The 24,425-nt window shown below is 39.5% G+C and carries 18 protein-coding genes; 12 read left to right on the plus strand and 6 right to left on the minus strand.

Annotation, left to right across the window (positions count from 1 at the left end; translation table 11 throughout):
- Window positions 1–10: 10 nt before the first annotated feature.
- Entirely contained in the window at window positions 11–1,489 is a 1,479-nt protein-coding gene (proS, locus tag DC498_RS04195) for a proline--tRNA ligase (protein WP_116872870.1), read from the minus strand.
- A gap of 152 nt (window positions 1,490–1,641) precedes the next feature.
- Here proS and DC498_RS04200 point away from each other — a divergent pair, with 152 nt between their 5' ends.
- From DC498_RS04200 to DC498_RS04220, 5 genes are all read left to right on the plus strand, one after another.
- Window positions 1,642–2,526: a hypothetical protein gene (locus DC498_RS04200; protein WP_133176759.1), complete on the plus strand. Its 885-nt coding sequence runs from the start codon at window positions 1,642–1,644 to the stop codon at window positions 2,524–2,526.
- 121 nt (window positions 2,527–2,647) lie between these two features.
- Window positions 2,648–4,204: an OmpP1/FadL family transporter gene (locus tag DC498_RS04205; RefSeq protein ID WP_116872872.1), complete on the plus strand. Its 1,557-nt coding sequence runs from the start codon at window positions 2,648–2,650 to the stop codon at window positions 4,202–4,204.
- A gap of 140 nt (window positions 4,205–4,344) precedes the next feature.
- On the plus strand, window positions 4,345–4,938 hold the full coding sequence (locus DC498_RS04210; protein ID WP_116872873.1) for a porin family protein: 594 nt from the start codon (window positions 4,345–4,347) through the stop codon (window positions 4,936–4,938).
- A gap of 144 nt (window positions 4,939–5,082) precedes the next feature.
- Window positions 5,083–7,497: an endopeptidase La gene (gene lon / locus DC498_RS04215; protein WP_116872874.1), complete on the plus strand. Its 2,415-nt coding sequence runs from the start codon at window positions 5,083–5,085 to the stop codon at window positions 7,495–7,497.
- A 235-nt stretch (window positions 7,498–7,732) separates the two neighbouring features.
- Window positions 7,733–8,122, plus strand: coding sequence for a response regulator (locus tag DC498_RS04220; RefSeq protein ID WP_116872875.1), 390 nt, complete (start codon window positions 7,733–7,735; stop codon window positions 8,120–8,122).
- 6 nt (window positions 8,123–8,128) lie between these two features.
- On the opposite strand, the gene DC498_RS04225 is transcribed toward DC498_RS04220, so the two are convergent.
- The gene (locus DC498_RS04225) at window positions 8,129–9,361 is read right to left on the minus strand and encodes a 4-hydroxy-3-methylbut-2-enyl diphosphate reductase (protein ID WP_116872876.1); all 1,233 of its coding nucleotides are present in this window, start codon (window positions 9,359–9,361) and stop codon (window positions 8,129–8,131) included.
- Window positions 9,362–9,458: 97 nt separating this feature from the next.
- Here DC498_RS04225 and DC498_RS04230 point away from each other — a divergent pair, with 97 nt between their 5' ends.
- Window positions 9,459–10,754 (plus strand): alpha-amylase family glycosyl hydrolase, encoded by a 1,296-nt coding sequence (locus tag DC498_RS04230; protein WP_116872877.1) that lies wholly within the window; start codon window positions 9,459–9,461, stop codon window positions 10,752–10,754.
- 22 nt (window positions 10,755–10,776) lie between these two features.
- Here the strand turns inward: DC498_RS04230 and bshC are convergent, their stop codons facing one another.
- Window positions 10,777–12,369: a bacillithiol biosynthesis cysteine-adding enzyme BshC gene (gene bshC / locus DC498_RS04235; protein WP_116872878.1), complete on the minus strand. Its 1,593-nt coding sequence runs from the start codon at window positions 12,367–12,369 to the stop codon at window positions 10,777–10,779.
- Between the two features lie 671 nt (window positions 12,370–13,040).
- Here bshC and DC498_RS04240 point away from each other — a divergent pair.
- From DC498_RS04240 to rpiA, 4 genes are all read left to right on the plus strand, one after another.
- Complete coding sequence (locus DC498_RS04240; RefSeq protein WP_116872879.1) at window positions 13,041–13,811, plus strand: 3'-5' exonuclease; 771 nt, start codon at window positions 13,041–13,043, stop codon at window positions 13,809–13,811.
- A 58-nt stretch (window positions 13,812–13,869) separates the two neighbouring features.
- Window positions 13,870–14,652 carry a polyprenol monophosphomannose synthase gene (locus DC498_RS04245; protein WP_116872880.1) on the plus strand — a complete coding sequence of 261 codons (783 nt, stop codon included), beginning with the start codon at window positions 13,870–13,872 and terminating at the stop codon, window positions 14,650–14,652.
- Between the two features lie 211 nt (window positions 14,653–14,863).
- Complete coding sequence (locus DC498_RS04250) at window positions 14,864–17,770, plus strand: alpha/beta hydrolase family protein (RefSeq protein ID WP_116872970.1); 2,907 nt, start codon at window positions 14,864–14,866, stop codon at window positions 17,768–17,770.
- Between the two features lie 166 nt (window positions 17,771–17,936).
- Entirely contained in the window at window positions 17,937–18,605 is a 669-nt protein-coding gene (gene rpiA, locus DC498_RS04255) for a ribose-5-phosphate isomerase RpiA (protein ID WP_116872881.1), read from the plus strand.
- 129 nt (window positions 18,606–18,734) lie between these two features.
- On the opposite strand, the gene DC498_RS04260 is transcribed toward rpiA, so the two are convergent.
- Entirely contained in the window at window positions 18,735–19,928 is a 1,194-nt protein-coding gene (locus DC498_RS04260) for a cytochrome-c peroxidase (RefSeq protein ID WP_116872882.1), read from the minus strand.
- A gap of 209 nt (window positions 19,929–20,137) precedes the next feature.
- Here DC498_RS04260 and DC498_RS04265 point away from each other — a divergent pair, with 209 nt between their 5' ends.
- Complete coding sequence (locus DC498_RS04265) at window positions 20,138–21,505, plus strand: glycoside hydrolase family 140 protein (protein WP_206197524.1); 1,368 nt, start codon at window positions 20,138–20,140, stop codon at window positions 21,503–21,505.
- Here DC498_RS04265 and DC498_RS04270 read toward each other — a convergent pair.
- A complete protein-coding gene (locus DC498_RS04270; protein ID WP_116872883.1) occupies window positions 21,497–23,041 on the minus strand; it encodes a sulfatase family protein in 1,545 nt (514 codons plus the stop codon). The two genes, DC498_RS04265 and DC498_RS04270, sit on opposite strands and share 9 nt — an antisense overlap.
- 135 nt (window positions 23,042–23,176) lie before the next feature.
- On the opposite strand from DC498_RS04270, the gene DC498_RS04275 reads away from it, so the two are divergent.
- Window positions 23,177–23,521 carry a hypothetical protein gene (locus DC498_RS04275; RefSeq protein WP_133176760.1) on the plus strand — a complete coding sequence of 115 codons (345 nt, stop codon included), beginning with the start codon at window positions 23,177–23,179 and terminating at the stop codon, window positions 23,519–23,521.
- Between the two features lie 80 nt (window positions 23,522–23,601).
- On the opposite strand, the gene DC498_RS04280 is transcribed toward DC498_RS04275, so the two are convergent.
- Window positions 23,602–24,054 (minus strand): hypothetical protein, encoded by a 453-nt coding sequence (locus tag DC498_RS04280; protein WP_116872885.1) that lies wholly within the window; start codon window positions 24,052–24,054, stop codon window positions 23,602–23,604.
- Window positions 24,055–24,425: the final 371 nt, after the last annotated feature.

The raw sequence follows: 24,425 nt of genomic DNA on the forward strand, positions 1-24,425 counted from the left end.
ATTACATGTATTAATATGCCTGGGCAAACAATACCCGTTTATCGCTCGGCTTTCCGGTCAATATGCAGGCGCCAGCTTCTTCCTGAACGTCTAAAGGTATACAACGAATAGTAGCCTTCGTCAATTCCTTTATTTTTTCTTCTGTTTCGCTGGTGCCATCCCAGTGCGCCGAAATAAATCCGCCTTTGTTTGCTATCAGGCCTGTAAATTCATCCCATGTATTGGCAGGGGTTATGCTCTCATCCCGGAATTTCTTCGCTCTGTCAAACATATCCTGCTGTATCTGCGTCAGTAAATTAAATATTTGTTCGGATAAATTATCCATGCTGATGGAACTTTTCTCCCTCGTATCTCTTCTTGCTATTTCTACAGTATTGTTTTCGATATCTCTTGCGCCGATGGCAATACGTACAGGCACGCCTTTCTTTTCATACTCGGCAAATTTCCAACCGGGGCGGGAATTATCATTATCGTCATATTTAACGCGTATGCCGGCTAACTTAAGTTCGTGCATTAAATCTTTAACCCGCGAATCTATTAGCTGCTTTTGTTCATCACCCTTATAAATAGGTACAATTACCACCTGCAACGGAGCAATTTTAGGAGGTAATATCAAGCCTTCATCATCACTATGCGCCATAACCAAAGCGCCAATCAATCTTGTAGATACACCCCAGGAAGTCGCCCAAACAAACTCCTGCTTATTTTCTTTTGTCAGAAACTGTACATCAAATGCCTTTGCGAAATTCTGTCCAAGAAAATGAGAAGTGCCTGCCTGCAACGCTTTACCATCCTGCATCAGGGCCTCAATGCAATAGGTATCAACAGCTCCTGCAAATCTTTCATTGGGGGTTTTAATACCCTTAATTACGGGCACAGCCATCCAGTTTTCTACAAATTCTGCATATACATTAAGCATGCGTACCGCTTCTTCTACAGCTTCCTGTGAGGTAGCATGTGCGGTATGCCCTTCCTGCCACAAAAACTCCGCTGTCCGCAAAAACAAGCGTGTACGCATTTCCCACCTTACAACGTTTGCCCATTGGTTTACAAGTATAGGTAAATCCCTGTATGATTGAATCCATGTTTTATAAGTATTCCAGATAATAGCTTCACTTGTTGGGCGTATCACCAATTCTTCTTCCAGCTTTGCCTCAGGGTCAACCATCAGCTTTCCTTTTTTGGCAGGATCATTTTTAAGACGGTAATGTGTTACGATTGCACATTCTTTTGCAAAACCTTCTGCATTCTTTTCTTCAGCTTCAAATAAGCTTTTTGGAACAAATAATGGGAAGTAAGCATTAACATGCCCGGTATCTTTAAACATTTTATCTAGCTGATCCCGCATATTTTCCCATAAGGCAAAGCCATATGGTTTAATTACCATACATCCTCTTACTGCCGAATAATCAGCTAATTCGCCTTTAATAATGAGATCATTATACCATTGTGAATAATCTTGTGCTCTTGCCGTAATTTCTTTGCTCATACAATAATGCTTACCGTTGATTTGTTTTGAATGTTAATAAAATTCTCATATAGTATTTTTTGCATGTATATGAACAACTATTTTGAATATATTAACATAGGAATTGCGCAAATGTAGTAACTTCATATTGTAAATATTAAAACCCTCTTATCATGAAGTCAAGAATTTTACTTTTAGGTGTTGCGCTTATAGGTTTGGGTAGTTGCTCAACTATGTATAAATCAGGCCAAACACCGGATGATGTATATTATTCTCCTGCTCCGCAAATGAGAACGGCGGCTTCATCTGATGATGAAGGTGATTACTATAGTGAAGATGGAAATGATGAATATGTAAATGTTCAGACAGAACAAGACCGCTCAGCATATAACAGCGAGGATAATTACCTGCGCATGAAGGTAAGAAACCGCTCCATGTGGTCTGCTTTTGATAACAATTATGCTATGTATGATGCCATGTATTCTCCTTATTACGGAGGTTTTGGCGGATATGGATTAGGCTACGGCTATAACCCTTATTCATTCTATTCTCCTTACTCCATGTACTCACCTTATTCTTATTACGGAAGCGGTTGGGGATTAGGCATTGGCTGGGGTGGATTATATGGCGGTTGGAATAGCTTTTACAACCCTTATTCATTCTATAATCCATATTATGGAGGAGGTTATTACTATCCCGGTGGTGGCAAAACAGGTGTAACACGGCCGGCAAATTCATACAGGCCCAGAACATATAATTTAGGAAGTTACGGAACCAATAATAACAGCCGCATTAACAATAACACCAATACTCCAAGAAGAGTATTCAGAACTAATGATAATAATTATGTAAACCCGGGCCGGTCATCAAGTACCACAAGCCCCCGCAGGTCTACATACAGTTCAGGTAATGACAGCAGACCTTCAAGAACATATGATTCACCAAGAAGCAGCAGTTCTTCACCAAGCTATACACCAAGTTCATCTGGTAGCAGCAGAAGCAGTGGAAGCAGCGGAGGTGGTGGAGGTAGCGCTCCTTCCCGTCCCGGAAGACAGTAACGAAAAGATATCTGACCATTTAATAAGTTTAGTTTGATTTTTGAAATAAATTAAGAGCGGTAAGCCGCTCTTTTTAGTATAGTTAAGTTTTTTTCTATAGTTGCATAAAATATCTTGAAAAATGAGAGCAATCGTAACGTTAGGCTTTATTTTAACCAGTTCAGTTTTATTTGCACAGGAACCGGCAGATGCCATACGATATTCATGGTTAACACCTCAGGGAACTGCAAGGGCGCAGTCCATAGGAGGTGCAGTAACTGCCCTTGGGGGCGATATAACAGCGTTGTATACAAACCCGGCTGGCTTGGGTATGTATAAAACAAGTGAGTTTATTTTAAGCCCCGGCTTTTCTTTTGCAAATAATAAAACATCTTATCGCGGCTCATCTGCAACAGATTCAAAAAACGGGTTTAATTATGGGCCGGTAGGCGTTGTTTGGGGTATACCTTCTACCAGGAACAGTAATTGGAAAAATGTGAGTGTGGGTATTGCCATTAGCAAAACAGCAAATTTTAATAACCGGGTATTGCTTCAGGGCAATAACAATCAAAGTTCTTTCTCTGAAAAATACCTGGAGACACTTTACAATAATGGAAATCCTGTTGACATGGTATCAGCAGAAAATGATTTTCCATCTTCAGCAAGTCTTGCATATTGGACCTACCTCGTAGATACCATTGCAGATGCAGATGGAAATGTTGCCGGCTATTTCAGCAATGCTTCTGTAGGAACAGGATTAAAGCAACGACAGGTTATCAATACCAGTGGTGGTATATCCGACTTCAGTATTGGTTTGGGAGCTAATTATAATGACGTATTTTATATCGGAGGTTCGTTAAATATCAGCACACTGACTTTTACTCGGACAAGTACATTCCGCGAAGAAGATGCAACATCTGCCACTGATAATTATTTTAATTATTTTGAAGCAGAAGAATATTTGAGAACAAACGGAGTAGGCGCCTCTTTAAAGCTGGGTATAATCTTTAAACCTGTTGATGCCTTGCGTGTGGGACTGAGTTTTCATACTCCTTCCTGGTATTCGTTTAAAGATACTTATACCGGATCACTTACCGCAGATACAGAAAATTATGCCGGTGTACAATCCAAAGAATCTACAGAGCTGACCGATGGATACCCCGGCGAATATAATTACCGCTACAGAACCCCCATGCGTATCGGTGTAGGGCTTGCCTATCTTTTTGGAGCGCAGGGAGATGTAAAAGCGCAAAAAGGATTTATAAGCGCCGATGTGGAATATGTATCCTACAAAGGTGCTGCTTTTAATGCCCAGGATAACAGCAACGCTGATGATAAAGCCTATTTTTCAGACTTAAATAAAACAATAGATAACGTTACGAAAGGTGCTGTAAATCTGAGAATTGGAGGAGAATTAAAATTCGAAACATTAATGGTAAGGGCCGGCTTCGGCTATTACGGTAATCCATACACAAATAATTATTTTGGCAATGCGGCAGATGCTACCAAGGGCAGCCGCATGAACATCAGTGGTGGATTAGGCTGGCGTAATAAAGGTATGTTTGTTGACCTTGCATATATCCACCAGATCATCAAAGATGCTTATTATCCTTACAGGTTAGTTGACAATGAATTTAATGTAGCAAAGGTTAACAGTACTGTTGGAAATGTATTGCTTACTGTTGGCTTTAAATTTTGATTACGATTGTGTAGAGGTGAGACTAATAGATTTGAAAAGCAACAATAACATTTCCCTGTATTTTGCTTAACAAATTACTCTGAAAACCATAACGGTGTGGTCTTAAACTTGTTATATTTTCAGATCATAAAACCTCCAACATGAAACGTATCTTATTATCTTCTGTAGCAATTACCCTTGCTTTATTTATTGCAAATTCATCATCCGCCCAGGGCTTAAGGCTTGCATTGCATGCGGGCGCCAATATGGGTAAGATTGATGGCAAGTCTTTTAAAGATGAATACAAATTAGGGTATCACCTTGCTGTGGCGCCTGAAATAATGTTTTCATCAAAATGGGGAATACAACCCGAAGTAATGTTCAGCCAAACAAATACTTCTTCGTCTACCCAGTTTGAAGACATCTACAAAATCTCTTCTGATGAATTAAAAGATGTCAAATTGAATTACCTCAGCATCCCCCTTTTACTTTCATTCCGCCCTGTTTCTTTTCTTACTTTCCAGGCCGGTCCGCAGTTCGGCATATTAATGAACAAACAAAAAAAGTTCCTCGAGAACGGGCGTGATGCATTTACCGATGGAGATTTTTCCATGCTGGCAGGTGCGCAGATCAATATCCTGAGACTAAGAGTATACGGACGCTATGGTGTTGGTTTAACAAATATCAATGATATTGATAATCAGGATAAATGGAAAAGCCAGACCGTACAACTTGGCGTTGGCTTTGCATTATAATAATAAAATCATTGCTTTATCAAAATCCGGGCATTTGCCCGGATTTTTGCTTTTTACTGGCATTAAAGTTGACCAGTATATAGTCCACAGATTTTAACCCTGTTTTCGTTAAAAGAATGTCATATTGACCGAGAAAAAAATAACATGAAATCAAAAGAATTATTTGTAAGACCGGAAGACGAAATGGAGTTTATGCCCATTATTCCTTTGAATGAAGATGACTCCGAAAATGCCGATGAAGTAGTTATTCCATCTGAAATTGCCTTATTACCGCTGCGTAATACTGTACTGTTTCCGGGTGTGGTTATACCCATTACCGTAGGCCGCGACAGGTCGGTTAAAGCGGTAAATGATGCATATAAAGCTGACAAATTGGTAGGTGTTGTAGCGCAAAAAGACAGTACTATAGAAGAGCCGTTAATAAAAGACCTGGAAATTATTGGAACTGTTGCAAAAATTATCAAGCTTATAAAAATGCCTGATGGAGGCACAACCATTATAATACAGGGCCGCAAAAGGTTTAGTGTAGAAACCATTACCACTGAAGAGCCTTACTTCAGGGCCACCATTAAATTGCTGGAAGAAGAAAAAATAAATCTGGAAGAGGACCAGCATTTTGCAGCTACCGTAAGCTCTATTAAAGACCTCGCTTCGCAGATCATATTGCTGTCGCCTAATATGCCTTCTGAGGCTTCTGTAATACTCAAAAATATTGAGAACCCTGCATTCCTTATCCACTTTGTGAGCAGCAATATCAATATAGACCTGAAAGAAAAGCAGGAGCTCCTTGAAATAAATGATATAAAAATAAGAGCTGAAAAGCTGATGCATTTGCTCAACAGGGAGTTGCAATTTGCTGAATTAAAAAACCAGCTTACCAATAAAACAAAAACAGAATTAGATAAACAGCAGAAAGAATACTTTTTACAGCAGCAATTAAAGAGTATTAAAGAAGAATTAGGCGGAGATTCAAATGAGCGGGAGATCCGGGAAATGCAGAAAAAAGCGGAAACAAAGAAATGGCCGGAAGCTGCAAAGGAATTGTTCAACAAAGGCATTGCCAAGCTTGAGCGCATGCACGTATCAACTCCGGATTACTCTGTAGTATATAATCACCTCGACCTGATGCTTGAACTGCCATGGGAAGAAGGTACCATTGATTCCTACGATTTAAATAAAGCAAAAAAGATATTAGACCGTGATCATTACGGTATGAACAAGATAAAGGAAAGACTCCTGGAATATCTCGCCGTATTGAAATTGAAAGGAGATATGAAAAGCCCCATTCTTTGTTTTGTCGGTCCTCCCGGTATTGGTAAAACTTCGCTGGGAAGAAGTATAGCATCTGCTTTAAATAGAAAATACGTAAGGTTAAGTCTTGGTGGCTTAAGGGATGAGAGCGAAATACGCGGGCACAGAAAAACCTATATTGGCGCTATGCCGGGCCGTATCATTCAATCTATCCGCAAAGTAAAATCCTCAAACCCGGTTATTATTCTTGATGAAATTGATAAGGTGGGCAAGGATTTTCATGGTGACCCGTCTTCAGCATTGCTTGAAGTACTTGATCCTGAGCAAAACCATACTTTTTACGATAATTACCTCGAACAGGAATATGATTTAAGCAAAGTGCTGTTTATAGCCACTGCCAATGATCTTCAGAACATACAGCCTGCACTTCGTGACCGCCTTGAGATAATTGATCTTAATGGTTATGCAGTTGAAGAAAAAGTACAGATAGCAAAGCGCCACCTGGTACCCAAGCAAAAAGAAATGCATGGGCTTAAAAATGTGCCTGTCAAAATAAGCGACCCGGTTTTAACCAAAGTAATTGAGGATTATACCCGCGAAAGTGGCGTGCGTGAGTTAGACAGGCAACTGGCATCAATAATGCGGGCTTTGGCAAAAGAATATGCCATAAAGGAAAAATTAAAGCCTACAGTTACCGAAAAAGACTTACAAAAAATTTTAGGTAAACCAAGATATAGCAATGATTTATACAAAGTTGCAAATATGCCAGGCGTTGCCGTAGGGCTTGCATGGACCTATGTAGGGGGGGATATTTTATTTATTGAAACCAGCCTGAGTGATGGAAAAGGGGAGCTGAAATTGACCGGTAATCTCGGTAATGTAATGAAAGAGAGCGCTATTTCCGCGGTTACATATTTGCAGGCAAATGCAAAGAAATATAGCATTGACCCTGAAATATTTCAGAAAAAGAATATTCACGTGCATGTGCCTGAAGGAGCCGTTCCCAAAGATGGCCCAAGTGCGGGTATTACCATGATGACTGCTATAGCTTCGGCTATTGCAGGAAAAAAGGTAAAACCCTATGTTGCTATGACGGGCGAGATAACCTTACGTGGACAGGTATTGCCGGTAGGTGGAATTAAAGAAAAGATACTGGCTGCTAAAAGAGCCGGAATGAAGGAAGTTATTCTCTGCTGGCAAAATGAAAAAGACGTTCAGGAGATCAACTCTGATTACATTAAGGGCATTAAATTCCATTACGTAAAAACCATGCAGCAGGTACTGGATATAGCATTAAATTACAATTAGTATTAGGTGAGCGGGTAACCATAATTTTTTTAAAGAATAGTACACGGAATACGCGGATGGAACTGAATAGCATGGATACATTCCGTGAGCCTCTGTTTCATCCGCGTTTCATTTTTCCCACCAATGTTGATTTATGGTAATAAACCGGATTCGTATCCAAACAATAGAAGAAAACTGGTGTTTTTACTAAGGGTTTATACGATTTTTGTAATGCACTTTGTAAACCCTTGTGAAAATGATAAAAGTTGCTATTGTGGATGATCACCCGGCAGTAAGGCATGCATGGATGTTATTTTTAAGTACCGACCAAGCGCTGAAAATCTCAGGGGTTTTCAGTAGTGGAACTGAAATAATTGAAAAGCTTACCGAAGTAAACCCTGATGTTATACTTATGGACATCAGCATGCCTGGCATGTCTGGCATAGAGGCTACCAAAAAAATTGTTGGTCTTAATAGAGATATAAAGATTATAGCATTATCCACCCACACTTCATCAATTTATAAAAAAGAGATGATGGATGCCGGTGCAAAGGGTTTTGTATCAAAATTTGCGGTTTCAGAACAATTATTGCAAGCCATTAAAGAAGTCTATAAAGGCAACATTTATATCGGCGAAGAAATATAGAAGCTGCTAATCATTAAAGTTCACAGCCAAAGCATCAATCTTTGCTTCCTGGTTATAAAACCCTGCAAGTTTCCTGATAATATTTTCTACCATTGCATCCGGGCAGGAAGCGCCGCTGGTTATTAATACTTTTACAGGCTGTTTACCGGGCAAAAAACCTTTCGTCAATGTTTCTGTTTTTGTATGAAAATTATAATGAAGGATTTCTTCCGTAGATAAAATCTTTTCCTCGCTTTCAATAAAGAAGGTTGGTAACACCATTTCGCATAATTCTACAAGATGCGATGTATTTGAGCTGTTGTATCCGCCTACTACAATAGCAATATCCGCTTTTGTATCTGCAAGCATTCCGGTTACAGCGGTTTGGTTATCGTTGGTAGCATAGCATAAGGTATCCCTGGTATCGGCAAATCTTTCTCCCACATTTTTCTCATCAAGGGTATAATGATTGATCATCAGTTCCTTTAAATAATCCGCTATACCCTGGGTATCGCTGGCTAACATTGTAGTCTGGTTAACAACCCCTATACGTTGCAGATCCCTTTCCGGATCAAAACCCTGGGAGTATCTTCCTTTAAATTCTACTTCAAACTTAGCCGCGTTTTTTTCTCCGGTAATATATTTTCCCAAAGCGATGGCTTCATTCATGTCGTTTACCACAACAGCAGGAGCTCCTGCCGCGCTATGCGAAAATGTTGCACGGGTTTCCTCATGTTTGGGCTTACCATGAATAATGATTGAATATCCTTTTTGCGCTATCTGCTCTGCCCGATTCCATACTTTTTCAACAAATGGACAGGTAGTATTGTATTTTTTTATGCTGATACCTATATCCTGCAATTTATTTTCAATAGCCAGCGTAGTACCAAATGCAGGAATAATCACAATATCATCTGCCGTTAATGATTCAAAAGGAATCAATTGCTCTCCATAAGTATCCTGTAAAAAACGGATGCCCTTTTCCTGCAGATTTTCATTTACATGCGGATTATGGATCATTTCACTCAATAAGAAAATCCTTTTTCCCGGGTTTTCTTCTACTGTACGGAAGGCAATTTCAATCGCGTTTTCAACGCCGTAACAAAACCCAAAATGACGGGCAAGGTATATCTGTAGCGGACCTAAATCGAGAAAGGTTGGCGTAAAGTCTTTTTTCATTTTATCCTGCTGCTTCCTGAATTTCTTTATAGCAGAGATTAAAGGACTTCTATATATAATGGGAACATTAAACTGCTTCATTCCGGTGCGAAATTAGGAAGATTAAATCAGGATATGAACTTCTGTTCTTACCTCTTAAAAAAACTGTATCTTCCCTCATAACAAAATAAGAATAAATATGAGTGGAGATAGTATCACGGGTTCATTTAAAAGAGTAGAATGGAGCTATAATACCAATATTTATGAGATCAACCTTAGACAATACACCAGGGAAGGCACTTTTAATGCTTTTTTAAAGGAGTTGCCAAGGCTGAAAGCTATGGGTGTGCAAACACTCTGGATAATGCCCATAAATCCCATAGCTAAAGAAAAAATGAAGGGAACAATGGGCAGCTATTACGCCTGTTCTGATTATACTGCGGTAAACCCTGAATTCGGTACGCTTGATGATTTTAAAAATTTTGTAAAGGAAGCGCATAAATCTGGCTTTAAAGTAATCCTGGACTGGGTCGCCAATCACACCGGGTGGGATCATATATGGACGAAAACCAATCCCGGTTTTTATAAGAAAAATGCTAATGGCAGTTTTATGGCAGCTTCAGGTATGGATGATATTATCGAGCTGGATTATGATAACCCCGCACTGGTACAGGCAATGATTGAGGCAATGAAGTTCTGGATCACAACCAGTGATATAGACGGCTTCCGGTGCGACCTTGCCTCCTGGGTTGAATTGCATTTCTGGCAAAAAGCAAGGCCTGAACTGGAAAAAATAAAACCGCTTTTCTGGCTGGGAGAGTTTGATGCTATTGAAAACCCTGATTATATGGAAGTTTTTGATGCAGCTTACGCCTGGAAATGGATGCACGCCACTGAAGATTTTTATAAACATAACAGGAATGTGCAGGTCTTGAGAGATTTGCTGCTGCAATACGAGCATACTAATCCGCCAGGTACAACCGGGTTATATTTTACTTCCAATCACGATGAGAATAGCTGGAACGGAACAGAGTTTGAAAAATATGGAGACATGGCTTTAGCATTGTCTGTTTTAAGCTTTACATGGAATGGTATACCACTTATATACAGCGGCCAGGAAATGCCCAATCATAAACGGCTGATGTTTTTTGATAAAGATGTAATTGAATGGAATGGTAAATATGAATTAGCAGATTTTTTCACAACATTGTTGAAGCTGCATTCAGAACATCCGGCGCTGGCTGCCGGTAGTCCCATGGTGCAAACAAATATCTTATCTGTTTCTACTAATGCCGATGTACTTGTATACCAAAGAACTTACGGCAAGAATAATGTGCTGGTATTGTTAAACCTTTCGCCATATCCGTCAACCGTACAACCTGAAATAAATATTGCCACACCAATGAAAGAGTTGTTTACCGGAGAGTTAAAAAGCTTCATTAAAGACAAAACAATATCCCTGCCGCAATGGGGATATAAAGTATATGTGAATTAATTCAGCGTATATGTGAATTAATTCAGCGCTCTTCTACAATGGTAAACTGCTGTTGAAGTGCAGGAGAGTGGTGATACAACATTTTTATAAAGCCTGCGCCATATTTCGCATAATAGGGCAAAATGTTTTCTACTCTTTCCTGTAAACTATTATTAGGAAAAAGATGCGTTTTTAACTTCAGGATTTGTGTCTCCTGGTCTTTGTGTTTTCTTTTTTCAGCCCTGAGCAATTTCTTTTCTAAATTTTTCAACTGCTTTTCAGTCCTGGTTTTTAATGCATCAACATGTTGCCTTAGCGTAGGGTCTATAGCCGCACTCACATTTTTGATTTGCCCGTATATATCTGCCAAAGCAATCCTTTCTTTTTCTATGGATAATTGTTGCTGGCTTTGTGCTTTAACCAAATGACTGAAGATAGCGTTAGCGTCTTCAAATAAAAGTTCGTCGTTTACCTGAAGTTTAGTTGCCAGCTCAGCCATTTTTTCATCTATAATCAAAAAAGAATTTCTGAGCACCAGGGCAGGGAATGGAATAGTATAATGAACGAACAGGTCTTTCAACTCAAGCCAATAGGCAATTTCAGAGCCACCGCCTATAAAAGCGATATTTGGTAAAATGGTCTCCTGGTAAAGCCCCCGTAGCACAACATTAGGACTGAATCTCTGGGGATTGATCTCCAGTTCTTTTTCTATTTCTTCTTTTGTAAAGTATATCTCTGTGTTGTTTATGCGAAAGTTCCCATCCTGTACAATCCGTTCACGCAAATTATCTTTCATATAAAACAGGTTAATATCCCTGGGATTTACCTGGATATGATATTGCGCTGATAACCGCTTTGTTGTTGCTTCTACAATGTTTTTTGGTGTATGGTTAAACAGGTCGTCTTTAAAAACAGGTATCATCTGCTTTTTCAGTAAAGGCGTATCTGCTATTAAAACAATCACGCCATATTCTTTAAAAAAGAAATCAACCAGCTTAAATGTTGCTTCCTGTACGGTCGCGGATTTTAAATAGGCAGTCTTCAGTGCAGCAATCAGTGTCGGGCCATGTTCAAATATGGATAATTGCCCGCTGATCTGCTCAATAACACCAGCCATACCCTTGGTATGCATTCTGCCCACTGCGCCGGTTTGTGTAGTTTGCCAGGTAAGCCTGTCGCCGTTTAAATTAATATGGTTTAATTCTTCAAGATCATTATCCTCACTTCCCATATAATAAACCGGCACAAAGTTATGCTCCGGGTATTTTTCTTTTAACTCGGCTGCTATTTTTACTGCGTGCAGTATTTTATACACAAAGTATAAGTACCCGGTAAAAATATTAGGCTGATGTGCAGTGCAAACCGTAAATGTATTTTCGAGCAATAATTGCTGAATATTTTCTAAAACCTTTTCTGATGTATCAGTGTTATTATACTGCTCTGTAATCGCCTCTACCAGCAATGCACGGTTCACACCGCTGTTCTGTTTTTCAATTATTGCATCATGTAAGCCTTGCAGGCTGGGAGAATGACTATAGAAATTTTTTAAGAAATCATTTTGCTCAATATAGTCCGTAGCCAAATGGGAGAAAGCCTTAGTTTTTTCGTGCCTGATTCCTCTTGAAGTATAATTCATGACATTATTGAAAATAAAAGCAAATGTATATAAAACAAAAAAGCCACCTCAATTTTAACATTGAAGCAGCTTGTATTCATGTTGTAGTTTGTCATTTATCTATATCCAACCATTCCAGAGTTTGCTTTACAGCCACCTCTTGAAGAGGTACAGGATGTAAACGTGGCTCCAATAGCGATTACGAGCATAATTACAGCAATAACTTTTTTCATTTTGTAAGTTTTAGGTAGTAATAATTTGTTCCAAGCATGGCGCTCGTAGGAGTAGGAAATAATCTCAATTTTTCAAAGGGAGGTTTGGATATTCTATCCGGTAAGGAGTACTGCAAAGAAACAAACCATATGCCAAAGGAACAAGTTAATATTCTATTTACGCTATATCAATAAAAAAGTTGTTTTAATTAATAGTGTGTTTATCAGTATTTTGCAACATAATATACGTATGTTTACCTTAACTGATTTTAACATTCCTCAACAATAAATGGATTGGTCAGTGCAATAAAACCATGAAAACCGGGGATTATCATTAATAATCGCTTTAAACACGATATAATAAACAAGCTTAAATCTTTGTGGAATTTTGTGGCTCTGCATTTTTGTGGTTCAAAAATCTCAAATTTTAAATTTCACAATAATTCCCGAAGTTTGCCAAGTTTATTCTAACATTATAATATGCCATTGCAACTTACTCGTCCGGTAGCCTTTATTGATCTAGAAACCACAGGCGTAAATCTTGCCACAGACCGTATTGTAGAAATTGCCATTGTAAAAGTATCAACTGATAATACAAGGGTTGTAAAAAGAAAGCTTATCAACCCGCAGATGCCTATTCCCAAAGGCGCGTCAGATGTTCACGGTATTACGGATGATATGGTGAAAGATGCTCCTGCTTTTAAACAGGTAGCCAATGAAATCAGGCAGTTCCTTGATAATTGCGACCTGGCAGGTTATAACTCCAACCGCTTTGATATACCGTTGTTAGTGGAAGAGTTTTTGAGGGCAGGTTTGGATTTTGATGTTACCGACAGGCATCTGTTGGATGTTCAAAAGGTATATCATATGATGGAACCCCGCACCCTGAGCGCCGCTTATAAATTTTACTGTGATAAAAGCCTTGAAAATGCGCACAGCGCAGAGGCAGATGCACAGGCAACCTGCGAAATACTGGAATCCCAGCTCGAAAAATACCCCCAGTTAGGTACTTCCGTAGAATCTGTGATGAAATTTACAGGTAGTGAACCAATTGTGGATTTTGCACGCAGGTTTGTGATGGAAAATGGTGTAGAAATCTTTAATTTCGGCAAGCATAAAGGCAAAAAAGTTGTGGATGTATTGAAATTAGAGCCACAATATTACGACTGGATGATGAAGGGAGATTTTGCCATGCATACAAAGCAGAAGTTGACGGAGATTTTAAACAGGACCCTGTTAAAGAAAGCGTAAAATATATTTCAGCAAATAAGTATCAAGTAATTTTATAGTATAAAAAAAGTTATATCCATTGGAAAAACTAGTGATTATACCGACTTATAATGAGAGTGAAAACATAAAGCTGATCCTGCTGGCTGTTATGGATATGCAGCTCGGCTTTCATGTGCTTGTTGTGGATGATAGTTCTCCTGATGGAACTGCTGATGCTGTAAGAGCCTTACAACCGTTATATCCCGGGCAAATATTTCTTGAAGTGCGTAAGGGAAAACAAGGTCTCGGTACTGCATATATTCATGGTTTTAAGTGGGCGCTCGAAAAAGGGTATAAATACATTTTTGAAATGGATGCTGACTTTTCGCACGACCCTGCAGATCTTGAGCGCTTATATAAAGCAGGCCGTGCCGGTGGCGATGTTGTGGTTGGTTCAAGATATGTGAAAGGTGGCAATACAGAAAACTGGGGATTTGAAAGAAATGTGCTTTCAAAAGGTGGTGCATTATATACAAGATTAATTACCTGGATGCCGGTTAAAGATCCCACTGCCGGCTTTGTTTGTTATAAAAGAGAGGTGCTCGAAAATATCAATTTTGATGAGATCAATTTTGTTGGATACGCATTCCAGATAGAAATGAAGTTTGCCGCATGGAAACTCGGGTTTAAAATAGTGGAAGTGCCTATTACATTTATTGACAGGAAATTCGGTTCTTCCAAAATGAATAAGAATATAGTGAAAGAGGGAATTTTAGGAGTACTCAAAATACAATGGCAGAGCCTGTTTAAAAATTACCGCCGTAAAGTGCGCAACAGCTATGTGGAAATTTCTTCAAAAGCGCCGGCGGAAGCCCTGAACTAAAAGGCATATTTAATAAAAACATTTATTTTTTAGCAGAATGGTTCTATTACAGAACCACTATGATTGCTATTGCTGTATTTTTACAAATATTTATTCTAGAATACAGAAAAGCCTGTAAATAGAGGAGCATTTCAATTTTTGCTGGTTGGCGGAGACACCAACCACGCGGAAATTTGAAATGCACTGCAAGGCTTGATCATAAATGATGAGCATGAAAAAAATTGTTTTCTTCCTTTTACTCTTGACAAATGCTTCAGTACACGCCCAAAAGAAACCACTCGATCATACCGTATATGATAGCTGGCAAAGCATCGGAGAAAAAAAGATCAGTAATAATGGTAAATGGATAGCTTATGTAATTAATGTGCAGGAAGGCGATGGCAACCTCGTGATACAATCTACAGATGCAAGCTATAAAAACACTATACCAAGAGGATATAATGTTACCATTACACCCGACAGTCGTTTTGTTATTTTTAAAATAAAACCGCCTTATGCTGATACCCGGCAGGCGGAGATAAAAAAGAAAAAACCGGATGAATTTCCCAAAGATTCGCTGGCAATAATGGAATTGGGGAAAGATAGCATTACAAAAATTGCAAGGGTAAAGTCATACCAGGTTCCGAAAAAAAACGCACAATGGATTGCCTGGCAACTGGAAAAGCCGCTGGCTGACACATCAAAGAAGAAACCCACAGACTCACTTGCGTTGAAAATTGATTCTACCAGGAAGAATACAGCGGCACCTACACCCGAACAGGCAAAAAAACGGCAAAAGATCACCAATCCACCGGCTATAAAAGATTTTATTGAAAATGACTATGCTGATGATGATAAGGATGGTGATGGGAAAGCTGGAGAGGGCACTGCAATATCTATTTATAATCTTAATACCAATACGGCAGAAATAGTGCAGTTTGTAAATGAATATTTGTGGAGCAAAACCGGTAATATACTGCTCATTGAAACAACCCGGAATAAAAAAGATAGTTTGGGTAAAGCCGCAGTGCAAATTTTCAGAACTGCGGAAAACAGGTTTGATACTATTACAAAAGGCGGCAACGATTTTAAAAATTTCGCAATAGATGAAAACGGTACCCAAATAGCTTATGTGGCAGAGAGAGACAGTAGCGCAAAAGCCTTGCAGAAATTTTATAAGCTTTGGTATTGGAAAAACGGGCAGGACAGCGCTATAATGTTAGCAGATAAAAATATTGCCGGTATGCCGATAGGCTGGGGCATAAGTGAAAATGCTGCATTAAGGTTCAGTAAATCCGGCAAAAGATTATTTGCTGGTTCCGCTCCGGTACAGCCTCCTAAAGACACTACGCTAGTTGACATTGACCTGGTAAAAGTGGATATATGGAATTATAAAGATGACTACCTGCAAACAATGCAGTTGAGAAATCTTGATAGGGAATTGAAGAGAAGCTATCTCGCTGTGATTAATCTCGATAACAAGCGGTTTGTGCAACTTGCAGATGTGGAAATTCCAATGGTTCAGGCAGACGCGGATGGAGATGCGGATATTTTTGCCGGTATAACAGACATCAATAAACGAATTGCCATGCAATGGGAAGGCAATACGTTAAAAGATGTATACAGCATAAAAGCTGATGACGGCACAAGACAATTGATTAAAAAAGATGTAAACGGGCAAATAGGAATGTCACCCGGTGGCAAATATATTTTTTGGTATGATGCTAAAGCAAAAACATATTTCACATGGAAAAACGGAGCCCTGAAAAATATTACGGCTAAAATTCCGGTTAAACTTTACCAGGAAGATTTTGATATGCCCACAACGCCTTCGCCTTATGGCATAATGGATTGGACGCAAAGTGATCTCGCCGTATTGATTTATGATCGCTTTGATGTATGGCAGGTTGATCCTGCTGATGTAATAGCACCGGTGAATATTACTAAAACAGGCAGAAAAAACCTGACAAGATACAGGTACATACAAACGGATGAAGACGAACAGTTTGTAACGCCATCCCGGGAATTACTGTTTTACTCTTTTAACGAAACCAATAAAAACTCAGGGCTGGCAAAGCTGAATTTTGTAAGCGATGGAAAGCTTGAACCGGTATTCAGCGGCGCTTTTCTAATTGAAAAAAATGTATTGAAAGCCGCGGATTCTAACGTATATGCCTACACGAAAGAAACATATACTGCAGCTCCTGATTTATACACCAATGCAAACTGGAATAAAGAAATAAAGCTGAGCGCTATAAATCTGCAGCAGGCTGAATACAATTGGGGAACAGCGGAATTGTTTAAGTGGAAAGCTTATAATGGTAAAGAAGCTACAGGTATTGTATACAAGCCGGAAAACTATGATCCCAAAAAGAAATATCCCGCTATCTGTTATTTCTATGAAAAGCTGAGTGACGGATTATTTCAATACATACCGCCTGTGCCTACGCCAAGCCGTTTGAATATTTCATTTTTTGTGAGCAGGGGTTATATTGTTTTTGCACCTGATATTTCATATACGGATGGTTATCCCGGCAGGAGCGCTTACAATTATATAGTAAGCGGCGCAAGGGCATTGGTAAAAAAAGGATGGGTTGACAGCACTCGTATTGGTTTGCAGGGACAAAGCTGGGGTGGCTATCAGACCGCTTATCTCATCACACAAACAAAACTGTTTAAAGCTGCATGGGCCGGAGCGCCTGTTGCCAATATGACCAGCGCATACGGCGGGATACGATGGGAGAGTGGTATGAACCGCCAGTTTCAATATGAGAGAACGCAAAGCCGCATTGGTGCAACACTTTGGGAAAAGCCCCAGTTGTATATGCAGAATTCTCCACTGTTCTATCTTCCAAAAGTTACAACGCCATTGGTAATAATGCATAATGATAATGATGGCGCAGTACCCTGGTACCAGGGGATAGAATTATTTACAGGACTAAGACGCCTGGGCAAACCTGTCTGGTTGCTGAATTATAATGGTGAAGCGCATAATCTTATCCAACGTAAAAACAGGAAGGATATACAAATACGCGAACAGCAATTTTTTGACTGGTTGCTGAAAGGCGATAAGCCAACACAATGGCTGAGAGAAGGAGTGCCTGCAACAATGAAAGGAAAGATTTGGGGGTTGGAGTAGGGCTGATAGCAGTCAGGTGTCAGCTATCAGTTATCAGGTGATAAGAGGTAATAAGGTTTTTTAAGAGGCACTTATAAAAAATAATCATTAAGGCAAACAGCCTTTACATTTAAAGGCTAAGAGCTGAAGGCTGATAGCTGACAGCTCAAAGCAAACCCCAAATAAAATGAACGCTAAACAGGCAGCAGCATTTAAAGCAGTAAGCTATATTAAAGATGGAATGATTGTAGGGCTTGGTACAGGATCAACCGCGTATTGGGCCATTCAATATCTTGGTGAACGGGTACAACAAGGCTTGAAAGTAACTGCAGTAGCTACTTCTGATGAAACGGAAAGATTAGCCAGGGAAGTTAATATTGATGTGCAGCCTTTAGACAAGGTGGATATACTGGATATTGATATTGACGGCGCTGATGAAGTAGATAAAAATCTTAACCTCATTAAAGGGGGTGGCGGCGCTTTGCTGCGTGAAAAAATTGTGGCTGTAGCAAGCAAAATGTTTATTGTAATTGCAGATGAAAGCAAGCTTGTTGAAAACCTGGGCAAATTTCCCCTGCCGGTTGAAGTAATTCCTTTTGGTTATACACACACTGCAAAAAAACTTGCAGCCTTAGGTTGTAAACCTGTATTGCGTGTTAAAGAGGGAAAGACTTCTATAACTGATAACAGCAATTATATTTTAGATTGTCATTTTAATGTAATTGCTGATCCTGCCGCATTGCAGCAACAGATCAATGCTATTGCCGGGGTGGTGGAAAGCGGGCTGTTTGTAAAAGTTGCATCAAAAGTAATTGTCGGTTCCGCAGATGGAGCGGTGAAAGAGATTGCAAAATAAGGGTAGCTGCTCTTAGCTAAGATTTGTTGTGGTTAACGGAGCAAGATAAGTACCTACTCCGTTACCGTTATTTAAATCTGCTTTTATTAGACGCTTGATGACCGAACCAATATTAGGCATAACAGCATTTTACTTAATCATTCCCCCCACAGGCAGCCCGCTCGGAACTTTATCGGGAATCTTCCTGTCATAGTTATCATCATTCAGCGTATTCATAAATTCAACTATCGCGTCAATATTTTTGAACTCTACTTTAACCATTTTGGCCAGGGAATCAAGATTGTCCCAGGTTACACTTTTATTGGGTGGCGGTTTTCCCCGCAGATCTTCATAAAATAACATTACATTATCCAGTGTTTGAATTTTTCCACTGTGCATATAAGGCCTTGTTACGCGCAAATTGCGCAGCGTTGGTGTTCTGAAAGCATGTGTATTATTATAACCTGAATCAGGTAGCAGGTTTTTCTCATTTTCCTGCACGCCCAATACATGCAATTTAAAGTCAGAGAGCATTGGGCCGCTATGGCATCTTGCACAACCGGCTTTAATAAACTCTTTCATACCATCCAGTTCCCTTGCTGATAAAGCATTTTTCTCTCCCCGCATGTATTTATCAAACCTGGAATTATTGGCAACCAATGAGCGCTCAAACGCGGCAAGTGCTTTTGTAATATATGCTATTGTAACCGTTTCACATTCAGGAAAATTCTTTTTGAATAATTGTTTATACTCCGGTATTTTATCTACCCGCTTTGCAACCTCATTGGCTATACTATCTTCCTTAAAAGAATGCCCACGCATTTCTTCTAATGTTTTTACAGGAAATGTTGCCTGCTCTTCCAGTCCTTTGGCACGCAAATCCCAAAACATCGGAGCCTCTTCAGGTATATAATTTCCATCATTATCAATACCGTTAAATGCAACATTCAATAAAGACTGTGCGTTACGTTTAGTGAAAGGAATATTATTATGCCTGTTAAAGGCTCTGCGCTCACCCAATCCTTTTCCATTTACGCCAATAGATAATTCAAGGCTTTCCGCATAGCCAAACTCAGGGTGATGACAGGTAGCACAGGCTACATCTTTACCACCTGATAAAATAGGATCGTAAAAAAGTAATCGGCCTAATTCTATTTTTTCCGGGGTTGATGGATTATCTTTTGGAGATTTATATTCAAGCGGTAATGCATCAATTTTCCCAAAATCATCTGCAACGCTTTTAGATTTAACAGGTGTGCCTTCTTCCTTTGGAGACTTGCACCCATCAACAATAATCGTAAAACCGGCAACCAATAAAACAATCGTTAATACTATTCTCAACATCTCTCTCAATATATATGCAAAAGTGCTTCTGAAAAACTATGTAAATGTAATTTATTCAGGATAATTGGCCGATAAAGCATACGGCAAACACAAGTTGCAACTTAGTAAATCATTTTTTTATGATTGAGGTCATATGCAATTATAAAATTGCTGTAAATTGAAGTTGGGGACTCTACAAAGAAGCTCATAACAGAAAAACAAAATACATTATGAAAAGATTGCTTTACTTAATCGTTATTTCTTTTTTCTCCACTTTACTTTATGCTCAAATAAAAATCAGTGCAGATAAGCACTACTTTTTAACGAAAGCCGGCAAGCCTTTCTTGTGGCTGGGAGATACGGCATGGGAGTTATTTCATCGCTTAACAAGAGAGGAAGCTATTACTTATTTGCAGAACAGGGCTGATAAAGGTTATAATGTTATACAGGCTGTGGTACTGGCTGAACTTGATGGTTTAAATACGCCCAACGCATATGGTGATAAGCCTCTGCTAAATAATGACCCCGCAAAACCAAATGAGGCATACTTCAGGCATGTTGATTTTATTATTAATGAAGCTGGCAAAAGAGGTATATACATCGCATTGTTACCAAGCTGGGGTGATAAATGGAAAAAAGATACATGGGGAACAGGACCGGAAGTATTTACCCCCGGAAATGCGAAATTGTTTGGAGTATGGATAGCAAAGCGATACCTGAAAACAACCAATATAATCTGGGTTATGGGAGGAGACAGAAAACCTGATACTGACGCACATTTTGCTATTATCAGGGCAATGGCAGAAGGCGTGAGAAGCGTTGATGGCGGCAACCATTTGCTTACTTTTCATCCACCAGGAGCGGCAAGCTCCTATAATTATTTTGCTGATGATGAATGGATAGATTTTCACATGTCGCAAACAGGACACAGGGCTGCAAGCCCGGATTATAAAACTAACATACAGGCATACACGCTAACCAAACTAAAACCACATGTAATAGGCGAACCTAATTATGAAGATCACCCCAACGATTTTAATCCTGTTCAAAAAGGATGGATGGATGATTTTGATACCCGTGAAGCAGCATATTGGAATATGCTTTCAGGTGGGGCAGGGCATACTTACGGCAACCATAACATCTGGCAGATGTATACGGAAGAAAGAGTGCCGGTTAATAATGCACGCATCCATTGGAAAACAGCCATGGATCAGCCCGGCGCTTTTCAATTAGGGTATATGCGCAGGATGTTTGAAAAACGACCCTGGCAAAAATTAGTCTTAGATCAATCTGCCATTACAGGCGAAAATCCCGAAGGGGTTGAATACAAAATGGCTGCTGTGTCATCTGGTAAAGATTTTATGATGGTATATATTCCTTATGGGCAAAAAACAACTGTGCTCACTTCAAAACTTTCTGCTGATAAAATAAGGGGTTGGTGGTTTAATCCCAGGGATGGCAGAACAATAACGCTTGGAGAATTTGATAATACCGGAACAAAAGAATTTACACCTACTTCGGTTGGCCGTGGCAGTGACTGGTTGCTTGTGCTTGATGATGCTGCAAAAAAATATCCTGCACCAAATGGGTTATTGTAGAGACGATGCATGCATCGTCTCTATCTTGTTTGTGGATTTATCTTTTACCTTTTGTAATAAAGCAGAAAGCGTTTTAACTACTGAGGGATACTTTTCAGCAAGATTATTTTTCTCACCAATGTCTTCAGACAGATCATATAATTGTGCTTTCGGTAAATTGCCAAGCTCAATATTCACCTGTTTGTTTATTGCCGGGCCATTGTTCGGTTCTATATATTTCCATTTGCCTCTAATAACAGATAGTGTATTTGCATGTTCAATTACATATTCCCTGTTTTTATCCGATCTACCAAGCAGTACATCCAACGCGTTAAAACTGTCGCCGGCTTCACCGGAAGTTAATTGCTGACCGGTTAATGCGGCAAAGCAGGAGAGAAGGTCAACCTGGCTGAATAAAGCATTGCTGGTTTTGCCAGCCTTTATACCTTTGGTCCATTTCACAATAAACGGAACTCTTGTACCTGCATCAAATGCACTGTATTTGCCTCCGCGTAAGGGACCTGAAGGGGTATGACCATTGAGCTTAATTACAGCGCTGTCTGCATATCCATCATCAACTACCGGCCCGTTATCACTGCTGAAAATGATCATTGTATTATCAGCTATACCCAGGCTGTCTAATACCTTTTGTATTTGCCCAACCGTTGCATCCAACTGGAGAATAACATCACCTCTTGTACCTAAACCGCTTTTATTTTTAAACCTGTCATGAGGGGTGCGGGGAACATGCACATCATGTGTTGTCAGCATCAGGAAGAATGGTTTAGCTTTATTGGAAGAGATAAATGCAGTTGATTTTTCTATCAGCTTATCTGCTATATCATCATCGTTCCATAACGCTGCTTTGCCACCTGTCATAAAGCCAATACGGCTGATGCCATTAATTATCGTTTGATCATGACCGTGAGACGGGCGCAGTTTTAACAACTCAGGGTATTCCTTACCGGTAGGCCAATCACCAACTTTTTCATTATAGTTCACTGTAATAGGGTCGGCAGGGTCAAGATTGGCTACACGGTGATTTTCTACATATACACAGGGAACCCTGTCAACCGTAGCCGGAAGAATAAATGAATAATCAAACCCCAATTCGTTTGGCCCTGGTTTAATTTCTCCATTCCAATCCGGGCCATCAGCACCTCCGAGACCAAGATGCCACTTGCCGACAATAGCCGTTGCATAGCCAGCTTTCTTTAGTATTGATGGTAAAGTTATTTTATCAACAGGTATAATTAATGAAGCATTACCGGGCGCTATACCGGTGCCTTGTTTGCGCCAGGCGTATGTACCCGTGATAATAGAAAAACGAGACGGGGTGCAGGTAGCAGAAGTGGCATGGGCATTAGTGAAACGTATACCATTTGCCGCCAGTTTATCTATATTATCTGTTTTAATTTTTGTTGCACCATAACAACTTAGATCCCCGTATCCAAGATCATCAGCATAAATAACAACAATATTTGGACGCTGTTGCGCTGCCGACGTAAATACAAACAGTATCAGGAATAATAACAGCTCAAAAACTTTTTTGCTCATGACGTAGCTTTTAAACTTAATGAAAGATAAATGTAAGCGTAAAAAATGGTTTAAGTAATTAACAAAGCTTTTATAAACCTGTGAGCTTTTAAATAATCTTATACAGCAATTACTAACTTTTAAACTTGAATGATTATGAAAAAGATTTTTACACTCATGCTTTCAGTTACCCTGGTTTCAGTTGCTTTTGCACAGCACGGTAATAATGATTTTTACAGAGGCAAAAAATATGATCATGGCAAGCCGGGCTATTCAAAGAATTTTGACATGCAGCGCAGGAATGATATGATAGCAAAAGTTAATCATGAGTATGACCAACGTATTTATTGGGTTAAAGAAAGCCGCATGCGCCTGCGTGATAAGAAAAGAGAAATCGCCAGGCTTGAAAATGAAAGAAAAGATCGCCTTCGTATGATATATGCCCGTTTTGACAAAAAAGGACCTAACCCTCACTGGAAAGATGGTTATGTTATTCACTAAATACAAACCCCTGGATATTGTATATATGCAAAGGCTGCCGGATATGGCAGCCTTTTTATGTTGAGGACATTTATAGATATTTACGCTATTTTTTTCTCCGCTGCTTCAATCTTTGGACTATGTTTCCATAAAGCAGCAGAACTTACCGGTTGATTGGTGATGATTGCTTTGTTTTTTAAATGTCTTTTGAAAAGATGCATATAAGGGCAATCCTGGAAGTTAGCAAGGTATACTTCGTTAGGCGTTTCCGCTGAACCGCCCAGCCCTAACACAAAAAAAACAGGTATATTATTCCTGTTTGCAACGAATGTAAAACTATTTGAGATTAAACTATAATGATGTCTGCATACAAGATGAAATTCAAATCCTGTTGCATTGTCTCTCAGTTTTAATCCGGCACTGCCGATTACCGTATATAACTTTGGCGGAAATAAATTAGTCAATACAAATTTTTCAAACTGTTCTGCCTTACGAAGGCTATCAGGAATTACAAACCTGTTGTATTCCGGCTTGGGAGGAATTATGGCTACCATGGGGTATAGGGTTCGGGTAAATAAGGAAACTCTTTATAAGAATGGTTATTGTTGTAACAACAAAATAAATGGAGAATTTAACCGGGGTCAAATAGATGCTTATATCTCGCCCGGCAGATATCTCACTCGTGCAAAAACGATGACAGCATAATCCTGTGTTGCTTGTTCAATATGGCGCAAACCTCAGCCGTCATTTCGAGTACCAAACCTGATTCAGGAAAAATATAAGGATGACATTTGCTTTCTTTCTACAAACAGTTAGCCGCTATGCGGCAGGATGCCGGTTACAGCTTATAAGTTCCCGGCTTACCGGTTGCATTATTCACTGGTTATTTCACAGAGGTACACGAAGGCTACACAAAGAGCCGCAA

Origin of the sequence: Terrimonas sp. (assembly GCF_003075435.1) — a bacterium.
Classification (GTDB): domain Bacteria; phylum Bacteroidota; class Bacteroidia; order Chitinophagales; family Chitinophagaceae; genus Agriterribacter.